Origin of the sequence: Mesorhizobium sp. M6A.T.Ce.TU.016.01.1.1, assembly GCF_003997065.1 — a bacterium.
Taxonomy (GTDB): Bacteria; Pseudomonadota; Alphaproteobacteria; order Rhizobiales; family Rhizobiaceae; genus Mesorhizobium; species Mesorhizobium mediterraneum.
In genome coordinates this window covers 238016-259056 of record NZ_RZTJ01000004.1, presented here as the reverse complement: position 1 = coordinate 259056, position 21041 = coordinate 238016, and the positions used below count along the sequence as shown (strand labels likewise).

Below are 21041 nucleotides of genomic sequence, written 5' to 3'. Positions count from 1 at the left end.
CGTCGAAATACGCTGGGGTGCCGCGATTGCGGCGTCAGGCAGCCTTCTTCTTCGCCAGCCGCGCCTTGATGCTGGCGACGTCGGCGCGCGGCGTGGCGGCGAACAGCGTCTTGGTGTAGCTGTGCTTGGGGTCGGCAAAGACCTCGTCGCGCGAGCCGTATTCGACGGCCTCGCCGTAATACATGACCATCACGTCGTCGGCGATGTAGCGCACCACCGACAGGTCGTGGCTGATGAAGACATAGGTAAGCTTGAACTCGTCCTGCAGGTCGGCGAGCAGGTTGAGCACCTGCGCCTGCACCGACAGATCGAGCGCCGACACCGGCTCGTCGAGCACCAAAAGGCTCGGATTGAGCATCAGCGCGCGGGCAATGGCGATGCGCTGGCGCTGGCCGCCCGAGAACATGTGCGGGTAACGGTTGTAATGCTCCGGTCCGAGGCCGACCTTCTTCAGCATCCTCATGGCGAGATCGCGCCGTTCGTTGGCCGGCGTGTCGGTGTTGATGAGCAGCGGCTCGCCCAGCACGTCGCCGATCTTCTGGCGCGGATTGAGCGAACCGTACGGGTTCTGGAAGACGATCTGCACCTTGCGGCGCATCTCCTTCGACAGCCCATCCTTGGCGATATCGACCTTTTTGCCGTCGATGAAGAGCTCACCCGCCGTGGCCGGATCGATCAGCGTGATGATGCGAGCGAGCGTTGACTTGCCGCAGCCGCTTTCGCCGACGATGGCGAGCGTCTTGCCCTTGTCGACGCTGAACGAGACGCCCTTGACCGCGTGAACCGTGCGCGAGGGACGAAACAGGCCGCCCCCGACATGATAGTCGCGCACGATGTTCTTGCCTTCGAGAACCGTCACGCTCATGACGCGGCTCCCGTTGCAGACCCGGTTCCCGCAGCCGAGGGGGCTGGTTCAAACAGCATGTCGGAAATGGTCGGCAGCCGGTCGCCGACGGCGTTCTCCGGCAGCGCCGACAGGAGCGCGCGGGTATAGTTGCTCTTCGGCTGCTCGAATAGCGACAGAACGTCGGCCTCTTCCATCTTGCGGCCCTTGTACTGGACGATCACGCGGTCGGCGGTCTCGGCCACCACGCCCATATTGTGGGTGATCATGATCAGGCCCATGCCGTATTTGGCCTGCAGACCGACCAAGAGGTCAAGGATCTGCTTCTGGATGGTGACGTCGAGCGCGGTGGTCGGCTCGTCGGCGATCAACAGCTTCGGATTGCAGGCGATGGCGATGGCGATCATGACCCGCTGGCACTGGCCGCCCGACATCTGGTGCGGGAACGAATTCAGCCGCTCTTCCGGATCGGCAATGCCGACCAGCTTCATCAGCTCGATGGCGCGGGCCCGGCGCTGGGCGCGGTCCATGCCCATATGGAAGCGCAGCACCTCCTCGATCTGGAAGCCGGCGGTGAAGCATGGATTGAGACTGGCGATCGGCTCCTGGAAGATCATCGAGATGTCCTTGCCGACGATCTTGCGGCGCTCGGACGGACTGAGCTCAAGCAGGTCGATACCGTCGAACGCCATGCGGTCGGCCTTCACCGTCGCCGTATTCGGCAAAAGCCCCATCACCGCCAACATCGCCACCGATTTGCCGGAGCCGGATTCACCGACGATCGCCAACACCTCGCGCGGCTCGATCGACAGGTCGATGCCTTGCACCGCCATGAACGGTCCGGCGGCAGTATCGAAAGAGACCGTAAGGTTCTTGATTTCGAGAAGAGGCATGATCACGACCTCTTCAGCTTGGGGTCGAAGGCATCGCGCAGGCCATCGCCGATCAGGTTGATGGCAAGCACGGTAATGAGGATGGCGAGGCCGGGGAAGGTCACCACCCATGGCGCGCGCAGGATGAACTCGCGTGCCGTGGCCAGCATCGTGCCCCATTCCGGGGTCGGCGGCTGCGCGCCGACGCCGAGGAAGCCGAGAGCCGCGGCCTCGAGAATGGCGTTGGAGAAGGACAGCGTCGCCTGCACGATCAGCGGTGCCATGCAGTTCGGCAAGATCGTCTTCACCATCAGCCTGAGATGACTGGCACCGGCCACCTTGGCGGAGATCACATATTCACGGTTCTTTTCGGCCATTACCGCCGCGCGCGTGAGCCGCGCGAAATGCGGCTGCAGCACCAGCGCGATCGCCAGCATGGCGTTGAACAGGCCAGGTCCGAGGATCGCCACCAGAACCAGAGCAAGAAGCAGCGACGGGAAGGCCAGAATGACGTCCATGACGCGCATGATCAGCGTATCGACCCAGCCGCGGAAATAGCCGGCGAGCACGCCGAGGATGATGCCGCTGGTCAGCGAGAAAACCACGACGACCAGACCGATGAACAGCGAGAACCGCGCCCCGAAAATCAGCCGCGAAAGCATGTCGCGGCCAACAGCGTCGGTGCCCAGAAGAAACATCGATTTGCCGCCCTCCTGCCAGACCGGCGGCGTCAGCAGCGCATCGCGAAACTGCTCGTCAGGCGAATGCGGCGCGACCAGCGGCGCGAAAATCGCGATCAGCACCAGAGCCGAGAACACGACCAGGCCGATGACGGCGCCGGTGTTCATCGAGTAGTAATGCCAGAACTCGGTGAAGGCACGTTGCCGACCGCCGGTCGGAATGGAGGCGGCGGTGGCTTCTGCCGTGGTTTGGTCGGTCATCTCACTGCACCCGGATACGTGGGTTGATGACGGCGTAGAGCACGTCGACGATCAGGTTCACTGCCATGACGATCAGCGCGATGATCAGCAAGCCGCTCTGGACGACGACATAGTCGCGCTTGGCGATCGCGTCGATCATCCACTTGCCGATGCCGGGCCAGGAAAAGATCGTTTCGGTCAGGATGGCGCCGGCCATCAGCGTGCCGACCTGCAGGCCGATGGTGGTGACGACAGGGATCAGCGCGTTGCGAAAAGCGTGGAGCCCGATGACGCGGCGCGGCGCCAGGCCCTTGGCGCGGGCGGTGCGGACATAGTCCTCGCCCAGCACCTCCAGCATCGCCGACCGCGTCTGGCGCGCTATGACGGCGAGTGGAATCGTCGCCAGCACGATCGCCGGCAGGACCAGATGACTGGCGGCGGACCTGAAAGCGCCGCTCTTGCCGGAGATCAGGCTGTCGATCAGCATGAACCCCGTTGTCGGCTTGAAGAAATATTGAAGGCCAATGCGGCCGGAAACCGGTGTCCAGCCGAGATAGCCGGAGAAGAATATGATGAGCAGCAGCCCCCACCAAAAGATCGGCATCGAATAGCCGGTCAGCGCCACGCCCATCGTCGCCTGGTCGAACCATGATCCGCGCTTGACCGCGGCGAAGATGCCGGCGGGGATGCCTATGAGCACGGCGATGATCAGCGCGATCGTCGCCAGTTCCAGCGTGGCGGGAAACAGCGCCTGGAATTCACCGAGCACCGGCCGCTTGGTGGCGATCGATATGCCGAAGTCGCCGGTCAGGACCCTGCCGATATACTCCAGATACTGGATGACATAAGGCCTGTTATAGCCAAACCGCTCGACAAGCTCCGCGTAGCGTTCGGGGCTGACGCCACGCTCGCCTGCCAGGGCCATGATCGGGTCGCCCGGCAGAAGCCGGACGAAAGCGAACGCCGCCAGCGATATGCCGAACACGGTCGGGATGATTAGGGCGAGCTTGTGGAGGAGATAGCGGAGCATCTTACTTCATAGAACGGCGGCGCCGGAAGTCCAGCGCCGCCGTCCAATTTCTCAGGAGTTACTCGGTGACGTCGACGCCGTCAAACCGATGAATGCCGAGCGGATCCATGACGAAGCCCGAAACCTTCTTGTTCATCGGCATGAAGACCTTGGAATGGGCAATGGTCAGCCACGGCGCCTCACGCTTGAACACGACCTGAGCCTCCTCGTAGATCTTGGTGCGCTCGGCGACATCAGTGGTCGCCTTGCCCTTCTGCAACAGGGCTTCGAACTCCTGGTTGCACCAGATCGCATAGTTGGACTGGCCGATGGCATCGCAGCCGAGCAGGAACAGGAAGTTGTCCGGATCGCCATTGTCGCCGGTCCAGCCGAGCTGGAAGGCGCCGTCACGATCCTTCTGCTTGCCGCGTTCGCGATACTCGGTCCATTCGTAGCTGACGATCTCGGCCTTGACGCCGATCTTGGCGTAGTCGGCCTGGATCAGTTCCGCGACTCTTTGAGCGTTCGGATTGTACGGGCGGCTGACCGGCATTGCCCAGATCTTCATCGAGAGATCCTTGACGCCGGCGTCGGCCAGCATCTTTTTGGCCGCGTCCGGATCGTACGGATCGTCCTTGATGTCCTTGTTATAGGACCACATCGTCGGCGGGATCGGGTTGATGGCCGCCTGGCCAGCGCCCTGATAGACCGCATCGAGAATGGCCTGCTTGTTGACGGCCATGTTGAGGGCCTTGCGGACCTCGACCTTGTCGAAGGGCGGCAGCGTGGTGTTGTAGGCCATGTAGCCGATGTTCAGGCCTTCCTGCTCGTCGACCTTGAGGTTTGGGTCAGCCTGCAGGCCGGCGATGTCGGCCGGCGCCGGGTACGACATGATATCGCATTCGCCTGCCTTCAGCTTCTGCGCGCGCACGGCCGGATCGGTCGTGATGGCGAAGATCAAATCGTCGATCTTCTGGCGGCCGCCATAATAGCCGTCCCATGCCGCATAGCGCACGACCGCATCGACCTGGTAGTCGACGAACTGGAACGGACCGGTGCCGATCGGCTTCTGGGTGAATTGCTGCCTGGTGCCGGCCTTGTCGAGCTGGTCGGCATATTCCTTGGAGACGATCGATGCGAAATCCATGCCGAGGTCCGGCAGGAAAGCGACTTCAGGCTTGTTCAGCACGAACTTCACCGTCAGGTCGTCAACCTTGACGATTTCCTTGAGAAGATCCGGGAAGCCCATGCCGGTGAAATATTCCCAGCCGGTGCCTTCCAGATAGCTGAACCACGGGCTTTCCTTCTTCCACTGGCGTTCGAAGGAGAAGATCACGTCGTCGGCATTGAGGTCGCGCGTCGGCGTGAAATAGTCGGTGGTCTGGAACTTCACGCCGGGCCGAAGCTTGAACGTGTATTCGAGACCGTCGTCGGAAACCGTCCAGCTCTCGGCGAGGCCGGGCGCGATGGTGGTCTTGCCGTGTTCGAACTCGACCAGGCGCGAATAGATAGTGCGCGACGACGCGTCGAAGTCGTTGCCACCGCTCCACGGCGATGGGTCGAAGCCGGCCGGCGACGCCTCCGAGCAGTAGACCAATTGCTTCGCATTGGCCATGCCGCCGAGGACGCTTGCGGCCAGCAACGCGGCCGCAAAAGTCAGTTTCTTTTTCATGGAGGACTCCCTGATGTTCTTCCAAGCCCCTCTTCAGGCTCGCGAAGCGCGCATATAAGCATCGTTTTTCCGGCTTTGGAACACCCCGTTTGCTTACCCCATGGGAAGCAGAATTTAATTCTTCACTTTCATAAAAAGCGAGAATTAAATGTCAATTTCAGCCGATCACGGTATTATTAACGATTGCATTTTTTTATTATCTTTAACGCGACCGATAGCAGGAACCGCGACCTTCGGCCTGTCGTTGGCGCGGAAGGTTTTCTTCCCGTCTTGCCGCAGGGGCAGACTTGCACGGCTGCCGATAGTCGCAATACATAGATGGCATGTTGGATTTCCTGGATGCCGGCAACAGCGGAGGGACGTCTCTGTCATTCGGAGACGACGCGGCGGGCAAGCAGAGACAATAAGAACAACCGAGGGAGGGACAGGTGGCAAAAACACCAAGGACGACGGCACCAGCGAAAGCGAAGGCCAAAGCTGCCGCAAAACCGGCCAGCCCCGACAAGCCAAAATCGCCGCCCACCAAAGCCGTTGCCGCGGTCAAGCCGAAGGCGGCAGCGACTACGGCTTCATCGGGGTCGAAGCCGGGTTCGGCCAGGAGATTGCCGAAAGCGCCTGCCGCTCGATTGCCGGAAAAGCCTTGGCTCAAAAGCTATCCGAAAGTCGTTCCGGCCGAGATCGGCGCCCTGCCCTTCGGCTCCATCGGCGATCTGCTCGCCGACGTCTGTAAGCAGTACGCCGGCAGGCCCGCATTCACCTGCATGGGCAAGACCATCAGCTATGCGGAAGTCGAGCGGCAATCGGCCGCCTTCGGCGCCTATCTGCAATCGACAGGGCTGCAGAAAGGCGCGCGCGTCGCGCTGATGATGCCGAACGTGCTGCAATATCCGGTGGCGATGATGGCAGTGCTGCGCGCCGGCTATGTCGTGGTCAATATCAACCCGCTCTACACGCCGCGCGAGCTGGAACATCAGCTCAAGGATTCCGGTGCGCAAGCCATCGTCATTCTCGAAAATTTCGCCAACACCTTGCAGGCGGTGATCGCCAAGACGGCGGTCAAGCATGTCGTGGTCGCGGCGATGGGCGATATGCTTGGCGGCCTGAAAGGGACGATCGTCAATTTCGTCGTGCGCCGCGTGAAGAAGATGGTGCCGGGCTGGTCGCTGCCAGGCCATGTCAAGTTCAACGCCGCGTTGAAGGCAGGCGCCAGCGTGAACTTCAAGCCGGTGAAGGTCGCAGCCGACGATATCGCCTTCCTGCAATATACCGGCGGCACCACGGGCATCTCGAAAGGCGCGGTGCTGCTGCACAGCAACGTGCTGGCCAATGTCGCGCAGAACGCGCTTTGGGTCGAAGACGCCTACACGGTCAAGCCGAAACCGGCGCATCTCAATTTCATCTGCGCGCTGCCGCTCTATCATATCTTTGCCCTGACGGTGAACGCGTTTATGGGCATGCAAATGGGCGGCCGGAACATACTCATTCCCAATCCGCGCGACATTCCAGGCTTCGTCAAGGAACTCGGCAAATACCCGATCCACATCTTTCCGGGCCTCAACACGCTGTTCAACGCGCTGCTCAACAATGAGGATTTCCGCAAACTCGACTTCAAGCCGCTGATCCTGACACTAGGTGGCGGCATGGCGGTGCAGAAGGGTGTCGCCGAACGCTGGAAGACGCTCACCGGCTGCCCGGTCACCGAGGGCTACGGGCTTTCGGAAACCTCACCGGTGGCTACCGCCAACACATTCAGCGATGGCAACTTCACCGGCACGATCGGCCTGCCGCTGCCGTCCACCGAGATCGCCATCCGCGATGACGACGGCAATGATTTGCCGCTCGGCGAAGTCGGAGAGATCTGCATCCGCGGACCTCAGGTGATGGCCGGTTACTGGAACCGGCCGGACGAGACCGCCAAGGTGATGACCAAGGATGGTTTCTTCAAGTCGGGCGACATGGGCTTCATGGACGAGCGCGGCTACACCAAGGTCGTCGATCGCAAGAAGGACATGATCCTTGTGTCCGGCTTCAACGTCTATCCGAACGAACTCGAGGAAGTCGTGGCCCTGCATCCGGGCGTCCTAGAAGTTGCGGCGATCGGCGTGCCGGACGAGCATTCAGGCGAAGTGCCGAAGCTGTTCGTCGTCAGGAAGGACCCGTTGCTGACCGCTGAGGTGCTGACTGTCTATTGCCGCGAGAACCTGACCGGCTACAAGCGGCCAAAATACATCGAGTTTCGGACCGAACTGCCGAAGACGCCGGTAGGCAAGATCCTGCGGCGGGCGTTGCGGGGATAGGCACGATTTTGGACGATTGCCTTGCCGGTGGTGAAGCGGTCGACCCGCGTTCCGGCCCTGACCCGGTCGCGTTCATCAGGGCGAACATGCAGCTGCTGCCGGTGCCTTCGCTTCCCGAAATCCGGCTTTACACGGCTCATCCGGGAAGCGGCCTCAGACGGCTCGCCGATCCGGAAGGACAGGGGTTCGAGCCGGAGGGACCGGAAGAAGAAGCGAAAGCCGACGAGAACGAGCTGCAGCCACCCTATTGGGCCTATGCCTGGGCCGGCGGCGCGGTGCTCGCCCGCTATATAATCGACCAGCCGCAGACGGTGGTGGGTCGCCGCGTGCTCGACCTCGGCGCCGGTTCGGGCCTCGTCGGCATCGCCGCGGCAAAGGCTGGCGCCAGCGACGTGATCGCCGCCGAGATCGATCGCAACGGCGTTGCTGCGCTCGGCCTCAATGCCATGGCGAACGGCGTCACGATCACCGTTATCGACAATGATATCACCACGGGGCCGCCACCTGCGGTCGACCTCGTTCTCGCGGGCGATGTGTTTTACGGCCGCGAGGTTGCTCGTCGGGTCACCCCGTTTTTCGATCGCTGCCTGGCAGCCGGTATCGAGGTGCTGGTCGGCGATCCCCGTCGCACAGACTTGCCGCTGTCCCGGCTGCGGTTGCTCGCCGAATATCGGGTGCCGGATTTCGGCGACGCGAAGGGTGCCGCGAGCAAGCCGAGCGGCGTCTTTCGCTTCGAGCCTGAAGATCGCTAGCGCTAGATCGAAACCCCATCACTCTGAATGAGCGGGATCGCGCCATTGCGGTCGTTCAGTTTCGAAGGATCGCATGACCGATCTGACCCTGAGCAGTGACTGGCTCAATCCCTGATTGGAAGATCCTACTGGACCGCGGCCGGAATCGACCGCAGAGTGGAACGACAGGGGAGGAGGGCTGTCGTGACCGACGAGGTGACAATTCGTGAACTCAATGGGCTCGATGAGATGCTGTCGATCTATCCAGTGTTCCGGCAGGGCAACTCGCATCTAGACGAAGCCGCGTTTCGTGAACGACTCTCGGCGATGCTCGCTCAGGGCAATTACCGCTGCATCGCGGCTTATATCGGCGATCGGCTGGTGGGTCTCTCCGGCTTCTGGACGGGCATTCAGATTTGGTGCGGGAAGTACATCGAAGCCGACCACGTGGTGGTCGACACGACGCTACGCAGCCTTGGCACAGGCACCAAGCTGATGGCGTGGATCGAGGCGGAGGGCGAGCGGACTGGATGCGCTGTCTTCCGTATTGCCATGGTGCTTGGCAAGGAACGCACGCGCCAGTTTTACGCTCGAAACGGCTTCTTTGATGATGGTCTTCTCATGGTGAAGGCCCTGAGCAGAGGCGCCGCGGAGTTCCCGGAGTATGTATCGCGACCTGCCGAGCCAGGCTTGCGGGTCTAGGAGCAATTCCAGGAAAAGTGCGTAGCGGTTTTCCGTCCGGAATTGCGTAAGAACAAATACTTAGAGCGGTTCGGCGATTCTATCAAAAGCTGAACCGCTCTAGCGGTTCGCAACCATCCTTTCGGGTGTCCGCTTCTGGCGCAACGTGCCCGTTCTGGCAGATGAGCCAGCGGCAACTTTCCACCCATCTCGACCATTGGCGGGAAAGCCCAGGTTGATTTGAGTTTTGCCCCCGGCCTTGCCAGTCAGTTGGCCAGTCAGGTCGTCTCCTTGACCCTTGCCGAAAGAAAGTCGGGCAGATCGGCAACCGAATCCAGAATGACGTCGGCGATCTGTGACAGTGATTCCCGCGTGCCGGTGCCGGAGAGCACGCCGATTGCCAGACCGCAGCCGCCGGCCCGCGCCATCTCCAGATCGTGGCGATTGTCGCCGACCATGGCGATCGCGGCAGGCCTCAGGCCGGTCAGGTCGCAGAAGGCAAGGATCGTATCCGGCGCCGGTTTCGGATTGGCCACCGCGTCGTAACCATAGGCGGCGTCGAACAGCTGCGCGACGCCCAGCGTCAGCAATGTCTTTTCCGCGCCGGTGGTCGAATCGTTGGTGGCGACGCCGAGCCGATAGGCTTTCCTGTGAAGAACGCCGAGCGTCTCGACGATGCCCGGCAGCGCCACCGCCATCGCCGAGCCCTGCATGGAGGTGATCTCGTTGAAGCGGGCGACGGCAAGCATCTGGTCTTCGTCGGACAGGCGCGGAAACCAAAGCTCGACGACATCCATGTTGGTGCCGGAGGCAAAGATGGAGTCGGGCTTGAAGCGTTTGGTGGCGAAATCGTAGCCCGCCGCGGCAAGCAGCCTGTCGGCCTTCCAGCGGTCGCCCTCCGACGCATCCATCGCCATGAAATCGGCAACGCCGAGCCATGTCGCATTGAAGTCGACAAGCGTGCCGTCCTTATCGAACAATATTCCCTTGATCTCGGCCAAGCCGCTTACTCCGATCCGCGCAATCGGTGGATGTGTCCCACCAGCCCAGCGGTCGACGCGTCCCGCTTTGCGGCATTCTCCTTGCCTTCCACGACAGGCAGCAGCCCGGTCGCCAGTTCCTTGCCCAGCTCGACACCCCATTGGTCGAAGGAATTGATGTTGAAGAGCGTGCCCTCGACGAAGACGCGGTGCTCATAGAGCGCGATCAGCCGCCCGAACGTATGCGGATCGAGTTGTCTGTAGAGGATCGTCACCGAGGGTCGGTTGCCGGAGAAGACGCGGTGCGGGGCGATCCTGTCGACCTCGGCCGGCGTCATGCCTTTTGCCAGCATCTGCGCGCGTGCTTCCTCAAGCGTGCGGCCCTTCATGAAGGCTTCCGACTGCGCCAGGCAGTTGGCGAGCAACAGATCGTGGTGATGCTTGAGGCCCGGCTCATGGCCGATTGCCGCGGCTAGGAATTCGACCGGGATGAAATCGGTGCCCTGGTGCAGCAGCTGGAAGAAGGCGTGCTGGCCGTTGGTGCCGGGTTCACCCCAGACCAGCGGGCCCGTCGGAGTGGTCACAGCGCCGCCGTCGAGGGTGACGCTCTTGCCGTTCGATTCCATGTCGAGCTGCTGTAGATAGGCCGGCAGCCGGGACAGACGCTGGTCGTAGGGAATGACCGCGCGGGCGGGATATTTGCAGATCACCCGGTGCCACCAGCCGATCAGCCCCATCAGCACCGGCAGGTTGCTGGCCAGCGGCGCCGTCTGGAAATGTTCGTCCATCGCATGAGCGCCATCGAGAAATTCGCGAAAATTCTTCGGGCCGACGGCGATCATCACCGGCAGGCCGATCGCGCCCCACACCGAATAGCGGCCGCCGACCCAGTCCCAGAAGCCAAAGACGCGGTCGGACGCGATCCCGAATTTGGCCACCAGGTCCAGCGCCGTCGAGACGGCGGCGAAATGCTTGCCGACCGCTTCCTGGCCGAGCGCCTTCTGCACCCAGTCGCGCGCCGTCTCGGCATTGGTCATCGTCTCGACAGTGGTGAAGGTCTTCGAAGCGATGATGAACAGCGTGGTTTCGGCGGAAAGGCCCTTCAGCGTGTCGTGGATATGGGCGCCGTCGATGTTGGACACGTAATGCGTGCGCGGCCCATCGTGATAGGGCGCCAGCGCCAGCGTTGCCATGGCCGGGCCAAGGTCGGACCCGCCGATGCCGATGTTGACGATGTCGGTGATCTTCTTGCCGGTGGCGCCGGCCGCCTTGCCGGAGCGCACGGCATCGGCGAAGGCGCCCATCGCGTCGAGCACGGCGACGACTTCCGCCTTCACGTCCTGGCCGTCGAGCACGATGCCCTTGCCGTTCAGGTTGCGCAGCGCGGTGTGCAGCACGGCGCGGCCTTCGGTGACATTGATCTTCTTGCCCGAGAACATCGCGGCGCGCCGGCCTTCGAGATCGGCGGCTCCCGCCAGCTTCTCAAGCAGATCCATCGTCTGCGCATCGACCGCGCATTTCGACCAGTCGAGCAGCAGGTCGCCGTCGGTGGCGGAGAATTTTTCGAAGCGCTGCGGATCAGCCGCGAAAGCCTCGCGCATGCTGCCTGATTTGGCCGCACGGTGAGCGCGCAGGGCGTCGAGCTGTTTTTGAAAGGACGATTGATCCACTGGCTTGCTCCAAAGTCTTTGATGCCAACATAACAGGCCGGATGTTTCCGGCGCGTGTCGTCGCGGCAAACTATCTAGCCGAAATCCACTGGTTTCAATGCGCAGCGATGACGCACTGCGTCACGCTGGGGATGACGCGCAGCGTCACGCCGGGGATGACGCAGTGCGTGACCGGGGGATGCCGCAGCGCAGCGAAGGATCACTGGCGTAAATCCCAACGATCAGAAAAATTGATTGGCGCAACGCCTTGTGCCACCGGTACATTCGACTGGTCCAGCCAAATGAAATAGGCTGGCCATCGAGGAACATTTTCCATGCCACAGCGAAACGACACGGCCATGTGGTCCGGCCTGTTCCGGATTTCGGCGGACTCCGGCCAGACCCTGCAGGCGCAGATCCGTCAAGCGATCGTCGCCGCCATCCTCGACCGGCAGATCGCCGCTTCGATGCCGCTTCCGTCCTGCCGGATCCTAGCCGAGAAACTCGGCGTGGCGCGCGGCACCGTGGTGCTGGCCTTCCAGCAGCTCGTCGACCAGGGTTTCCTGGTGGCGCGCGAACGGCGCGGCCATTTCGTCAACCCCGACGTGCTGGCGACCCCGGCGAGGCCGCATCAGAAGGCGCCCGACCAGGCCAACGAGATCGACTGGAAGGCGCGCCGCCAGATCGCGGCCAGCGACATGCCGCCGCCGGCCAAGCACGACAACTGGATCAAGTCGTCCTACCCCTTCGTCTATGGCCAGTTCGATCCGGCACTGTTCCCAACCGCCGAATGGCGCGAGTGCAACCGCATGGCGCTTGCCGTGCTCGAGATCCGCAACTGGGCGTCCGACATGGTCGACCGCGACGATCCGCTCTTGATCGAGCAGATCCAGGCGCGGCTGTTGCCGCGGCGCGGCATCTTCGCCAATCCCGACGAGATTATCGTGACGCTCGGCGCGCAGAACGCGCTTTACATGCTGGCGACGCTGCTGATGACCAAGGGCTCCAAAGTGGCCATGGAAGACCCCGGCTATCCCGACGCACGATCGATCTTCCGGCTGGCGGGCGCCGACGTCACACCGGTCCCGGTCGACCACTCCGGCATCGTAACCGCTTCTATTCCCAATGATTCCGGCTTCGTCTTCGTGACGCCCAGCCACCATTGCCCGACCATGGTGCCACTGTCGGCGGAGCGCCGGCAGGACCTTTTGGCGCGCGCCAACCGCCACAACCAGATCATCATCGAGGACGGCTATGACAGCCAGCTCCTGGACGAGGCGCCGCAGCAGGCGCTGAAGAGCCTCGACCGTTCCGGCCGGGTCATCTATGTCGGCTCGATGTCGAAGACGCTGGCTCCCGGTCTGCGGCTCGGCTACATCGTCGCCTCGGCCGGGCTGATCTCCGAGCTTCGCGCGCTACGCCGCTTCATGCTGCGTCATCCGCCGGCCAACAACCAGCGCGCCGTCGCGCTGTTCCTATCGCTTGGTCACCATGAGGCGCTGGTGCGGCGGCTATCGAGCGCTTTCGACGAACGGCGCAAGCGTCTGATCCATGCGATTACCGCATTCCTGCCGGAGTGGCGCTCGACCGATTCGGCCGGCGGCGCGTCGCTCTGGCTCGAGGGACCGCGCGGCACCGACTCGCGCGGGCTGGCCGAGGCCGCTGCCTCGCGCAGCGTCATCATCGAGCCTGGCGACCGCTTCTTCGACCGCACCGAAAAGCCGTCGCGCTTCATGCGGCTGGGCATCTCCTCGATCGCGCTGCAGCACATCGAGCCCGGCATCCGCGAACTGGCAACGGCGGCCGGGCGCAGGCCGGCGGCGGCTTGATGCCTCGTCCGGGCTGGGACCGGCCACCGTTCTTTAGCGCTCTGGCATATGCGACGGGACCGTCTGGCTCATAGGCTGTGCCAAGGCCGACGGCATAGTTCGAGGCATAAGGGGACGAAGCAGTCCGATGGTGGACCAACCGCCGCCGCCAGCTTCGCAGCTAAAGGTGGAGTGCCTCCATGTCAGTGGCTGTTGAGAAGCCGGATACGCCCTCGGACCAACGTTCGCGGCGTTCCGGCGGGCGTGAAGCGCGCCGCGCCATGCGTGCGGCGCCACTTGCCGACGACATCAAGCCGGTGCGCGCCGGCCTCGAAGGCGGAAGTTACGGGCCGCTCAGCGAAAACGACCGCGAGCGCATCAACGAAGCAGTGCTGACGCTGCTTGAAACGGTCGGCTTCGCCAATGCCATCCCATCCTGCATCGAGGCGTTGACCAAGGCCGGCGCCACTCTCGGCGAGGACGGGCGAATTCGCTTTCCCCGCGCGCTTGTCCTCGACACGATCAAGAAGGCCGCGCGCCACTTCACCTTGCATGGCCAGGATCCCAAGCACGACATGCTGATCCAGGGCAAGCGCGTGCATTACGGCACGGCGGGTGCCGCGGTGCATCTGGTCGATGTCGAGAAGCGCGAATACCGGGAGTCGCTGCTGCAGGACATCTACGACGCTGCCCGCATCGTCGAGGGGCTCGACAACATCCACTTCTTCCAGCGGCCGATGGTGCCGCGCGACATTCCCGATCCGCTCGACATGGATTTCAACACGCTCTACGCCTGTGTGATGGGGACGTCGAAGCATGTCGGCACGTCCTTCACGGTGCGCGAGAACGTCAAGCCGGCGCTCGACATGCTCTACGCGATTGCCGGCGGCGAAGAGAATTTTCGCGCGCGGCCTTTTGTCTCCAATTCGAACTGTTTTGTCGTGCCGCCGATGAAATTCGCCGAGGACGCTTGCGGCGTGCTCGAGGCCTGCGTCGAAGGCGGCATTCCGATCCTGCTGCTGTCGGCCGGCCAGGCGGGCGCCACGGCGCCGGCGGCGATCGCCGGTGCGGTGGTGCAAGCGGTGGCCGAGGTGCTCGCCGGCCTTGTCTATGTCAACGCCATCAAGCCCGGGCATCCGGCGATCTTCGGCACCTGGCCGTTCGTCTCGGACCTCAGGACCGGCGCCATGTCCGGCGGCTCGGCCGAGCAAGCGGTGCTGACCGCAGCCTGCGCCCAGATGGCGCAATTCTACGATCTGCCCGGTGGTTCGGCCGCCGGCATGACGGATTCGAAACTGCCCGACATTCAGTCCGGTTACGAAAAGGGCATCACCGATGTGATGGCCGGTCTTGCCGGCCTCAACCTCGTCTACGAATCGGCCGGCATGCACGCCTCGCTGCTCGGCTTCTGTCTGGAAAGCCTGATCATCGACAACGACATGCTCGGCCATTGCCTGCGCTGCGTGCGCGGCATCGAGGTGACCGATGAGTCGCTGTCGATAGACACCATCGCCGACGTCTGCCTGAAGGGGCCAGGTCACTATCTCGGCAACGAGCAGACGCTGCGGCTGATGCAGACCGAATATTTCTATCCGGCGGTCGGCGATCGCTTTTCGCCGAAGGAGTGGAACGAGAAGGGCAGGCCCGACATCTTGCAGCGGGCAATCATCGAGAAGAAACGCATCCTCGCCGAGCGCTTCCCGCGCCACGTGCCGAAGCTCCTCGACGACAAGTTACGCGCTCGCTTCGGCAATCTGATCCATCTGCCGCGCAGCGGCATGGGCGGCTGAGGACGCTTCCCGTCAAAAAACTGTCAGAGCCTAATCCATCCCGACAAAATCGGGATGGGGCTCTACCTTCTGTTTGACCATGACCTTTTCCGAAAACCGGGTTTCCACTTTTCGGGATCATGGTCTAGTCGGCGCTCAAACCGTAGCGCTCGACGACCTCGCTGCTGATCAGCTTGGCATGCAGCGTCATCAGTATAATTTGCGCATCGAAGCTGTCGCCGGCCTCAAGGGCTGCCTCGAGCCGGCGCTCCGCATCCAGCCTATGTTGAAGGCCGTTGGATTGCTCGAACGCTTCCGGCCCGGCAATACAATAGCCAAATAGCTGCGCCACCGGTGGGTAGGCTTGTGGTGGCGGCTCGTCGGGCCAGTGATCCTTCATCAGATTGACGATGGTGAGCTTTGCTCCCTCCGGCACAAGGGCAGGATGAAGGTCGACGCCACGCAACGCGGCGTCGAGTTGCCTGAGGTCGCCTGAGCGACCGAACATTCCGAGGAAGCCTAGGGAAGAGCGCCGTCTCGCCATGATGTTTCTATCCAATGCCCGAAACCGCAGCGAAGCGACTGCCGCACGCCGCCGTTATCCGCTCGCTGCCAGCAACACAACGCCAGCAAGGGCAGATCCCGCAAGCGTCGGCAGCATGCCGATCTTCAGCTTCAGAATGGCGATCATGGCAGCACACGACAGCAGCGCCGCACCCCAGTCGATCGATGAGAGCACCGGCACGTCCATTCCAAGCCCGATGTTGCGCACCTCGCCGAAAATGACGTGCAAGCCGAACCACAGAGCGAGATTCATGATGACGCCGACGACGGCGGCGGTGATCGCGGTCAGCGCCGCCGACAGTGCCTTGTTGCCGCGCAGGGCTTCAATGTAGGGCGCACCGAGGAATATCCAGAAGAAGCAAGGCGTGAACGTGGCCCACAGGGTGAGCATCGCCCCTAGCGATCCGGCAAGCAGTGGGTTCAAGGCTCCGGGCTGGCGGAACGCGGCAAGGAAACCGACGAACTGCAGGACCAGAATGAGCGGACCCGGCGTGGTTTCGGCAAGACCGAGGCCATCGACCATCTCACCGGGCGCGAGCCAGCCGAAGGACTCGACCGCTGCCTGCGCGACATAGGCAAGGACCGCGTAGGCGCCGCCGAAGGTGACGACCGCCATGACGCTGAAGAACCCACCGATCTCAGTCCACACGCTGGCGGATCCGGTGAACGCCCAGATCAGAAGCACAGGCCCCAGCCAGATCGGCAGCCAGATCGCAATGGTGCGCGGCGCATGCCATCGCGTCGGCCTGGTGTGGGCCAGCTCGCCGCGCTCGAACATCAGGTCGACCGCGCCCTTGACGTCGGGAGCATCGCCCTTGCCGTGCGACGCGCCGGAAAAGAGGCCCGGCGCAACACGGTTGCCAATCCAGCCTGCCAGGCCGGCAAGCAGGATGATGAGCGGAAACGGCACGTTCAGCGCATAGATGGCGATGAAGGCGGTGATCGCGATCGACACCATGACCCGGTTCTTGAGGGCACGCCGTCCGATCCGGATCATCGCCTCGATCACGATGGCGAGCACGGCCGCCTTCACCCCGAAAAACAGCGCCTCGACAAGGGGCGCGTCGCCATACAGCGCATAGAGGATGCTCAAGGTGAGCATCACAAGCGCGCCCGGCGCGACGAAGAGGATGCCGGCGACGAGGCCGCCGATCGTCCGGTGCAGCAACCAGCCGATATAGATGGCGAGTTGCTGGGCTTCAGGGCCGGGCAACAGCATGCAGTAGTTCAACGCATGCAGGAAACGCTGCTCGCCGATCCAACGCCGTTCCTCGACCAGTTCCTTGTGCATGAGCGAGATCTGCCCAGCCGGCCCGCCGAAGCTGAGCAGGCCGATTTTCGCCCAGAGCTTTACCCCTTCGCGGAAGGTTGGCGCTGCCGGCGCTTCGACGATCCCGCCAGTTTTGCCAGAAGCCCCCGTTTTGTCAGACGGCATGGCGCTCATGATGGCTTGCTCGCGCTTGGCCAGTTGTGCGTCTCCTCGGTGGCGTCGCGGCACCATCGGAAAAACGCATCGTAGAGCAGCATCCCTGCCTCCAGCTGTTCAAGATCGTCGCGAAACATCCGCGACAGTCCAAGCGAGGCGGCCAGAAATCCGGCCGCCTGGGGAACCAGATCGAGGCTTGCGGTATCGGCTGCGCGCACAATCATGGCCAAGCGGTCGAGCGCCTCGGATTCGAGCCCGAACTCTTCGATCATCGTGTCGAAGGTGCAGTGTTCGCCGCGGTGTGACCAGAACACATTGTCGATGTCGAAAGGCACGGCCTGAAAGCGATCCGCAGCAGCCGGCACTTCGGCCGCTTCAACAAAGAGAAAAACCGCGCTCGGATCGATGAAACGCCGGATCAGCCAGGGGCAGGCGATGCGATCGACCTTCGGGCGGGCCCGCGTCACCCACACGGTGCGGCCCCTTTCGTCGCGGGTAGGCATCTTGCCGGTGCGGACCAAAAGCCCCTTGGCATCGCGCCAGGCCTCGAACCCGCCTTCGAGGGATTCGGCGGCAATGCCCTCATGCCGCAGCCATGCGGCCACGCCTTGCGAGAGCTTCTGCCCTTTTTGGCAGACGACCGCCACTCGGCTGCCGGTGAATTCGGATGCCCAGGTTGGGACGGTTTTGAAATCACGCTGGCTTGAGGCCGGCAGCAGGCGCGGATCGGCGTTGTAATCATCATCGACGCGAACATCGATAATCGTTGGCGCGCCCGGCAGACCAATCAGACGGGACAGTTGCGATACGGTGATAACGGTTGTTGACGGCATGGCGTCCACCTCCTTGAAAGAGAAGCTTGGACGCGAACGTTGGGCTGACGCCTCACGGGGTCGTCGCGATGCACCCCTTGCCATGATCGTGGATTTGTCGCGCCCACTTGTCAAGCGTCATCCCTGGAGCAAAGGATGCTCCGGCTCCGGCGGCCGGCTTGGCGGAACCAGAACATTTCTGGGAGGAAACCCATGAAAAAGACCTATCTCGGCAGTTGCCATTGCGGCGCGGTGCGTTTCGAAGCCGATATCGACCTCGCCGAAGGCATCCGCAAATGCAATTGCAGCTTCTGCTGGAAGCTCGGCTACCGGAAATCCTTCGCTGCCTATGAGGCCGTGAGGGTGACGGATGGCCGCGACCGGATGCGTGAATACAAGGCGACGCCGTCGAACTGGCCGGAGGGCGACATCAACCACTATATGTGCCCGAACTGCGGCGCGAATTTTCTCTCGCGCGGCTTTCTCGACTTCATGGGCGGGAATTTCTGGGCGGTGAACGTCGCCTGCCTCGACGACGTCACCGAAGAGGAACTCGCCGCAGCACCAATCGTTTACGAGGACGGCAAGCGCGACAGGCAGGACCAAGCGCCGGAGATCACCGGTTATTTGTGAGCGGCGGGCTCAGAAAACATCTGACGGCGGCTTGATCGAACCAAGCCGCCGGCCAGCGGAAGGCGCCGGAGGCCGACGTTAGAGCGGTTCATCGTTTCACGGAAACGCCGAACCGCTCTATCTCTTTGTTTTTGCGCAATTCCGGACGGAAAACCGCTTCACACTTTTCCTGGAATTGCTCTAGTGATTGTCCCGCGGCACGCCCTTGGTGTGCGCCACATCCTGATATTTCACCGCCGGCTTCAGCACCATTCCTTCGGAAAACTGGTCGACCATGCCACGCTGGATCTCCTGCCATGGCGTCTGATGCTTGGGGTAGTGATAGCCGCCACTGTTCTGCAGCTCGGCGCGACGGCGCGTGATCTCGTCATCGGTGACGAGAATGTCGGCAGTGCCCTTGCGCAGGTCGATGCGGACGCGGTCGCCGGTCTTCAGCAGCGCCAGCCCGCCGCCTATGGCGGCTTCGGGCGAGGCGTTGAGGATCGACGGCGAGCCCGACGTTCCCGACTGGCGGCCGTCGCCGATGCAGGCCAGCGCGTGGATGCCCTTCTTGATGAGATGGGCCGGCGGCTGCATGTTGACGACTTCGGCGCCGCCCGGATAACCGATCGGGCCGGCGCCACGCATGAACAGGATCGTGTGCTCGTCGATGCCTTGCGCCGGATCATCGATGCGGGCGTGGTAATCTTCGGGACCGTCGAAGACCATGGCGTTGCCTTCGAAGGCCTCAGGGTCCTTCGGGTTCGACAGATAGCGTTCGCGGAATTCGGGCGAGATGCCGCTGGTCTTCATGATCGCCGAATCGAACAGATTACCCCTAAGATTGATGAAGCCGGCATTGGCCTTCAGCGGCTCGGCGACGGTGCGGATGACGTCGAGATTCTCGTTGACGGCCCCACTGCAATTGTCGCCCATCGTCTTGCCGTTGACGGTCATGGCGTCGGGATGGGGCAACAGCCCAGCCTTCATCAGTTCGGCCACGACCGCCGGCACGCCACCGGCATGGTGGTAATCCTCGCCGAGATATTCGCCCGACGGCTGCAGGTTGACGATGAGCGGTATCTTGAGGCCGACCTTCTGCCAGTCGTCATTGTCGAGCGGCACGCCGAGATGGCGGGCGATGGCGTTGAGGTGGATCGGCGCGTTGGTCGAGCCGCCGATGGCCGAATTGACGACGATGGCGTTCTCGAAGGCCTGCCGGGTCATGATGTCGGAGGGCTTCAGATCCTCATGCACCATGTCGACGATACGTTTTCCCGTCTCATAGGCGATCTGGCCGCGCTCGCGATAGGGCGCGGGGATCGCAGCCGAGCCCGGCAGCTGCATGCCGAGCGCCTCGGCCAGCGAATTCATGGTGGTGGCAGTGCCCATTGTGTTGCAATAGCCGGTGGACGGCGCCGAGGAAGCGACGATGTCCATGAACTCGTCATAGCCGATCTCGCCGGCCGACAGGCGCTGGCGCGATTCCCAGACGATCGTTCCGGAGCCGGTGCGCTTGCCCTTGTGCCAGCCATTCAGCATCGGGCCGACCGACAGCGCGATGGCCGGAATGTTGACGGTGGCCGCTGCCATCAGCAGGGCCGGCGTCGTCTTGTCGCAGCCGATGGTGAGCACGACGCCGTCGAGCGGGTAGCCGTAGAGCACTTCGACCAGGCCGAGATAGGCAAGGTTGCGGTCGAGCGCCGCTGTCGGGCGTTTGCCCGTCTCCTGGATCGGGTGGCACGGGAACTCGAAAGGGATGCCGCCCATCGAGACGATGCCCTCGCGCACGCGCTTGGCCAGCTCGATATGATGGCGGTTGCAGGGCGACAGATCCGAACCGGTCTGGGCGATACCGATCAGCGGCTTGCCCGACATCAGTTCGGCACGCGTCAGCCCGTAATTCAGGTAGCGCTCGAGGTAAAGCGCCGTCATCCCCGGGTTGTCGGGATTGTCGAACCACTCCTGCGAGCGAAATTTCTTCTTAGTTGTGGGGGCGCCGGCCATCATGGTCTCCGTATTTGTATGACAAATCGATATGACAACGCGCGAGAGCAGGCAAGAGGCACGCGCCATCCGAATCCGGACTTTGGTGCGATAGACATACATCGGCCCCCACGCTAGACCGGATCGGGGTTTGTCAATTTTGAATCCGGGAGATTTTGATGGCTTTGGTGATCGAAGGCGAGGAACGCATCGCCGCACCCCTGCAAAAGGTGTGGGAAGCGCTGAACGACCCGGACGTTCTGAGGCAGACCATTCCGGGCTGTCAGAGCCTCGAAAAGAAGTCGGACACCGAGATGGGAGCGACCGTGGTGCTCAAGATCGGCCCGATCAAGGCTACGTTCAACGGCGGGGTGACGCTCAGGAATCTCAACCCGCCGCATTCCTACAC

At 62.6% G+C, this 21041-nt stretch carries 18 protein-coding genes; 7 read left to right on the top strand and 11 right to left on the bottom strand.

What is annotated here, in order from left to right:
* Window positions 1-34: 34 nt before the first annotated feature.
* From EOC94_RS09950 to EOC94_RS09930, 5 genes are read right to left on the bottom strand one after another with little or no spacing between them, the layout of a single operon-like run.
* Window positions 35-865: a dipeptide ABC transporter ATP-binding protein gene (locus EOC94_RS09950; RefSeq protein ID WP_095482974.1), complete on the bottom strand. Its 831-nt coding sequence runs from the start codon at window positions 863-865 to the stop codon at window positions 35-37.
* Window positions 862-1737, bottom strand: a complete 876-nt coding sequence (locus tag EOC94_RS09945) for an ABC transporter ATP-binding protein (protein ID WP_095482975.1) — start codon at window positions 1735-1737, stop codon at window positions 862-864. Before EOC94_RS09945 ends, EOC94_RS09950 begins: the two co-directional genes overlap by 4 nt.
* A gap of 2 nt (window positions 1738-1739) precedes the next feature.
* Window positions 1740-2657: an ABC transporter permease subunit gene (locus EOC94_RS09940; protein ID WP_095482976.1), complete on the bottom strand. Its 918-nt coding sequence runs from the start codon at window positions 2655-2657 to the stop codon at window positions 1740-1742.
* Window position 2658: 1 nt separating this feature from the next.
* A complete protein-coding gene (locus tag EOC94_RS09935) occupies window positions 2659-3666 on the bottom strand; it encodes an ABC transporter permease subunit (protein ID WP_126103814.1) in 1008 nt (335 codons plus the stop codon).
* A gap of 58 nt (window positions 3667-3724) precedes the next feature.
* Window positions 3725-5317, bottom strand: coding sequence for an ABC transporter substrate-binding protein (locus tag EOC94_RS09930; RefSeq protein ID WP_095482978.1), 1593 nt, complete (start codon window positions 5315-5317; stop codon window positions 3725-3727).
* 428 nt (window positions 5318-5745) lie between these two features.
* Between EOC94_RS09930 and EOC94_RS09925 the strand changes: the two genes are divergently transcribed.
* The 3 genes from EOC94_RS09925 to EOC94_RS09915 all read left to right on the top strand — a co-directional run bounded on the left by EOC94_RS09925 (window position 5746) and on the right by EOC94_RS09915 (window position 9047).
* Window positions 5746-7614: a long-chain fatty acid--CoA ligase gene (locus EOC94_RS09925; RefSeq protein ID WP_127290145.1), complete on the top strand. Its 1869-nt coding sequence runs from the start codon at window positions 5746-5748 to the stop codon at window positions 7612-7614.
* Window positions 7615-7622: 8 nt separating this feature from the next.
* On the top strand, window positions 7623-8366 hold the full coding sequence (locus tag EOC94_RS09920; RefSeq protein ID WP_127290143.1) for a methyltransferase: 744 nt from the start codon (window positions 7623-7625) through the stop codon (window positions 8364-8366).
* A gap of 183 nt (window positions 8367-8549) precedes the next feature.
* Entirely contained in the window at window positions 8550-9047 is a 498-nt protein-coding gene (locus EOC94_RS09915) for a GNAT family N-acetyltransferase (RefSeq protein ID WP_127290141.1), read from the top strand.
* A gap of 257 nt (window positions 9048-9304) precedes the next feature.
* Here the strand turns inward: EOC94_RS09915 and EOC94_RS09910 are convergent, their stop codons facing one another.
* Together EOC94_RS09910 and pgi are read right to left on the bottom strand one after the other, a co-directional pair.
* Complete coding sequence (locus EOC94_RS09910) at window positions 9305-10027, bottom strand: HAD family hydrolase (RefSeq protein WP_127290139.1); 723 nt, start codon at window positions 10025-10027, stop codon at window positions 9305-9307.
* Between the two features lie 5 nt (window positions 10028-10032).
* Window positions 10033-11676: a glucose-6-phosphate isomerase gene (gene pgi, locus EOC94_RS09905; protein ID WP_127290137.1), complete on the bottom strand. Its 1644-nt coding sequence runs from the start codon at window positions 11674-11676 to the stop codon at window positions 10033-10035.
* 314 nt (window positions 11677-11990) lie between these two features.
* On the opposite strand from pgi, the gene EOC94_RS09900 reads away from it, so the two are divergent.
* Window positions 11991-13484 carry a PLP-dependent aminotransferase family protein gene (locus EOC94_RS09900; RefSeq protein ID WP_127290135.1) on the top strand — a complete coding sequence of 498 codons (1494 nt, stop codon included), beginning with the start codon at window positions 11991-11993 and terminating at the stop codon, window positions 13482-13484.
* 179 nt (window positions 13485-13663) lie between these two features.
* Window positions 13664-15253, top strand: a complete 1590-nt coding sequence (locus tag EOC94_RS09895; protein WP_095482983.1) for a trimethylamine methyltransferase family protein — start codon at window positions 13664-13666, stop codon at window positions 15251-15253.
* 124 nt (window positions 15254-15377) lie between these two features.
* Here the strand turns inward: EOC94_RS09895 and EOC94_RS09890 are convergent, their stop codons facing one another.
* Genes EOC94_RS09890 through EOC94_RS09880 form a run of 3 tightly spaced genes read right to left on the bottom strand, consistent with a single transcriptional unit; the run spans window position 15378 to window position 18055 of the window.
* The gene (locus EOC94_RS09890) at window positions 15378-15776 is read right to left on the bottom strand and encodes a hypothetical protein (RefSeq protein ID WP_126103819.1); all 399 of its coding nucleotides are present in this window, start codon (window positions 15774-15776) and stop codon (window positions 15378-15380) included.
* Between the two features lie 54 nt (window positions 15777-15830).
* Window positions 15831-17240 carry a chromate efflux transporter gene (chrA, locus tag EOC94_RS09885; RefSeq protein ID WP_127290133.1) on the bottom strand — a complete coding sequence of 470 codons (1410 nt, stop codon included), beginning with the start codon at window positions 17238-17240 and terminating at the stop codon, window positions 15831-15833.
* Window positions 17237-18055 carry a sulfurtransferase/chromate resistance protein gene (locus EOC94_RS09880; protein WP_127290431.1) on the bottom strand — a complete coding sequence of 273 codons (819 nt, stop codon included), beginning with the start codon at window positions 18053-18055 and terminating at the stop codon, window positions 17237-17239. The genes chrA and EOC94_RS09880 overlap by 4 nt, the downstream gene beginning before the upstream one ends.
* Before the next feature lie 192 nt (window positions 18056-18247).
* On the opposite strand from EOC94_RS09880, the gene EOC94_RS09875 reads away from it, so the two are divergent.
* Window positions 18248-18667, top strand: coding sequence for a GFA family protein (locus EOC94_RS09875; RefSeq protein ID WP_095482987.1), 420 nt, complete (start codon window positions 18248-18250; stop codon window positions 18665-18667).
* A gap of 180 nt (window positions 18668-18847) precedes the next feature.
* Here EOC94_RS09875 and EOC94_RS09870 read toward each other — a convergent pair whose 3' ends face one another.
* A complete protein-coding gene (locus EOC94_RS09870) occupies window positions 18848-20653 on the bottom strand; it encodes an IlvD/Edd family dehydratase (protein WP_127290131.1) in 1806 nt (601 codons plus the stop codon).
* 158 nt (window positions 20654-20811) lie between these two features.
* Here EOC94_RS09870 and EOC94_RS34530 point away from each other — a divergent pair.
* The coding region (locus EOC94_RS34530) for a carbon monoxide dehydrogenase subunit G (RefSeq protein ID WP_245465534.1) at window positions 20812-21041 on the top strand (230 nt) is incomplete at its 3' end.

Excerpts from the sequence above, each read along its gene's own strand:
- EOC94_RS09950 (WP_095482974.1), bottom strand. The coding sequence starts at position 865 with ATGAGCGTGACGGTTCTCGAAGGCAAGAACATCGTGCGCGACTATCAT.
- EOC94_RS09945 (WP_095482975.1), bottom strand. The coding sequence starts at position 1,737 with ATGCCTCTTCTCGAAATCAAGAACCTTACGGTCTCTTTCGATACTGCC.
- EOC94_RS09940 (WP_095482976.1), bottom strand. The coding sequence starts at position 2,657 with ATGACCGACCAAACCACGGCAGAAGCCACCGCCGCCTCCATTCCGACC.
- EOC94_RS09935 (WP_126103814.1), bottom strand. The coding sequence starts at position 3,666 with ATGCTCCGCTATCTCCTCCACAAGCTCGCCCTAATCATCCCGACCGTG.
- EOC94_RS09930 (WP_095482978.1), bottom strand. The coding sequence starts at position 5,317 with ATGAAAAAGAAACTGACTTTTGCGGCCGCGTTGCTGGCCGCAAGCGTC.
- EOC94_RS09900 (WP_127290135.1), top strand. The coding sequence starts at position 11,991 with ATGCCACAGCGAAACGACACGGCCATGTGGTCCGGCCTGTTCCGGATT.
- EOC94_RS09895 (WP_095482983.1), top strand. The coding sequence starts at position 13,664 with ATGTCAGTGGCTGTTGAGAAGCCGGATACGCCCTCGGACCAACGTTCG.
- EOC94_RS09890 (WP_126103819.1), bottom strand. The coding sequence starts at position 15,776 with ATGGCGAGACGGCGCTCTTCCCTAGGCTTCCTCGGAATGTTCGGTCGC.
- chrA (WP_127290133.1), bottom strand. The coding sequence starts at position 17,240 with ATGAGCGCCATGCCGTCTGACAAAACGGGGGCTTCTGGCAAAACTGGC.
- EOC94_RS09880 (WP_127290431.1), bottom strand. The coding sequence starts at position 18,055 with ATGCCGTCAACAACCGTTATCACCGTATCGCAACTGTCCCGTCTGATT.
- EOC94_RS09875 (WP_095482987.1), top strand. The coding sequence starts at position 18,248 with ATGAAAAAGACCTATCTCGGCAGTTGCCATTGCGGCGCGGTGCGTTTC.
- EOC94_RS09870 (WP_127290131.1), bottom strand. The coding sequence starts at position 20,653 with ATGGCCGGCGCCCCCACAACTAAGAAGAAATTTCGCTCGCAGGAGTGG.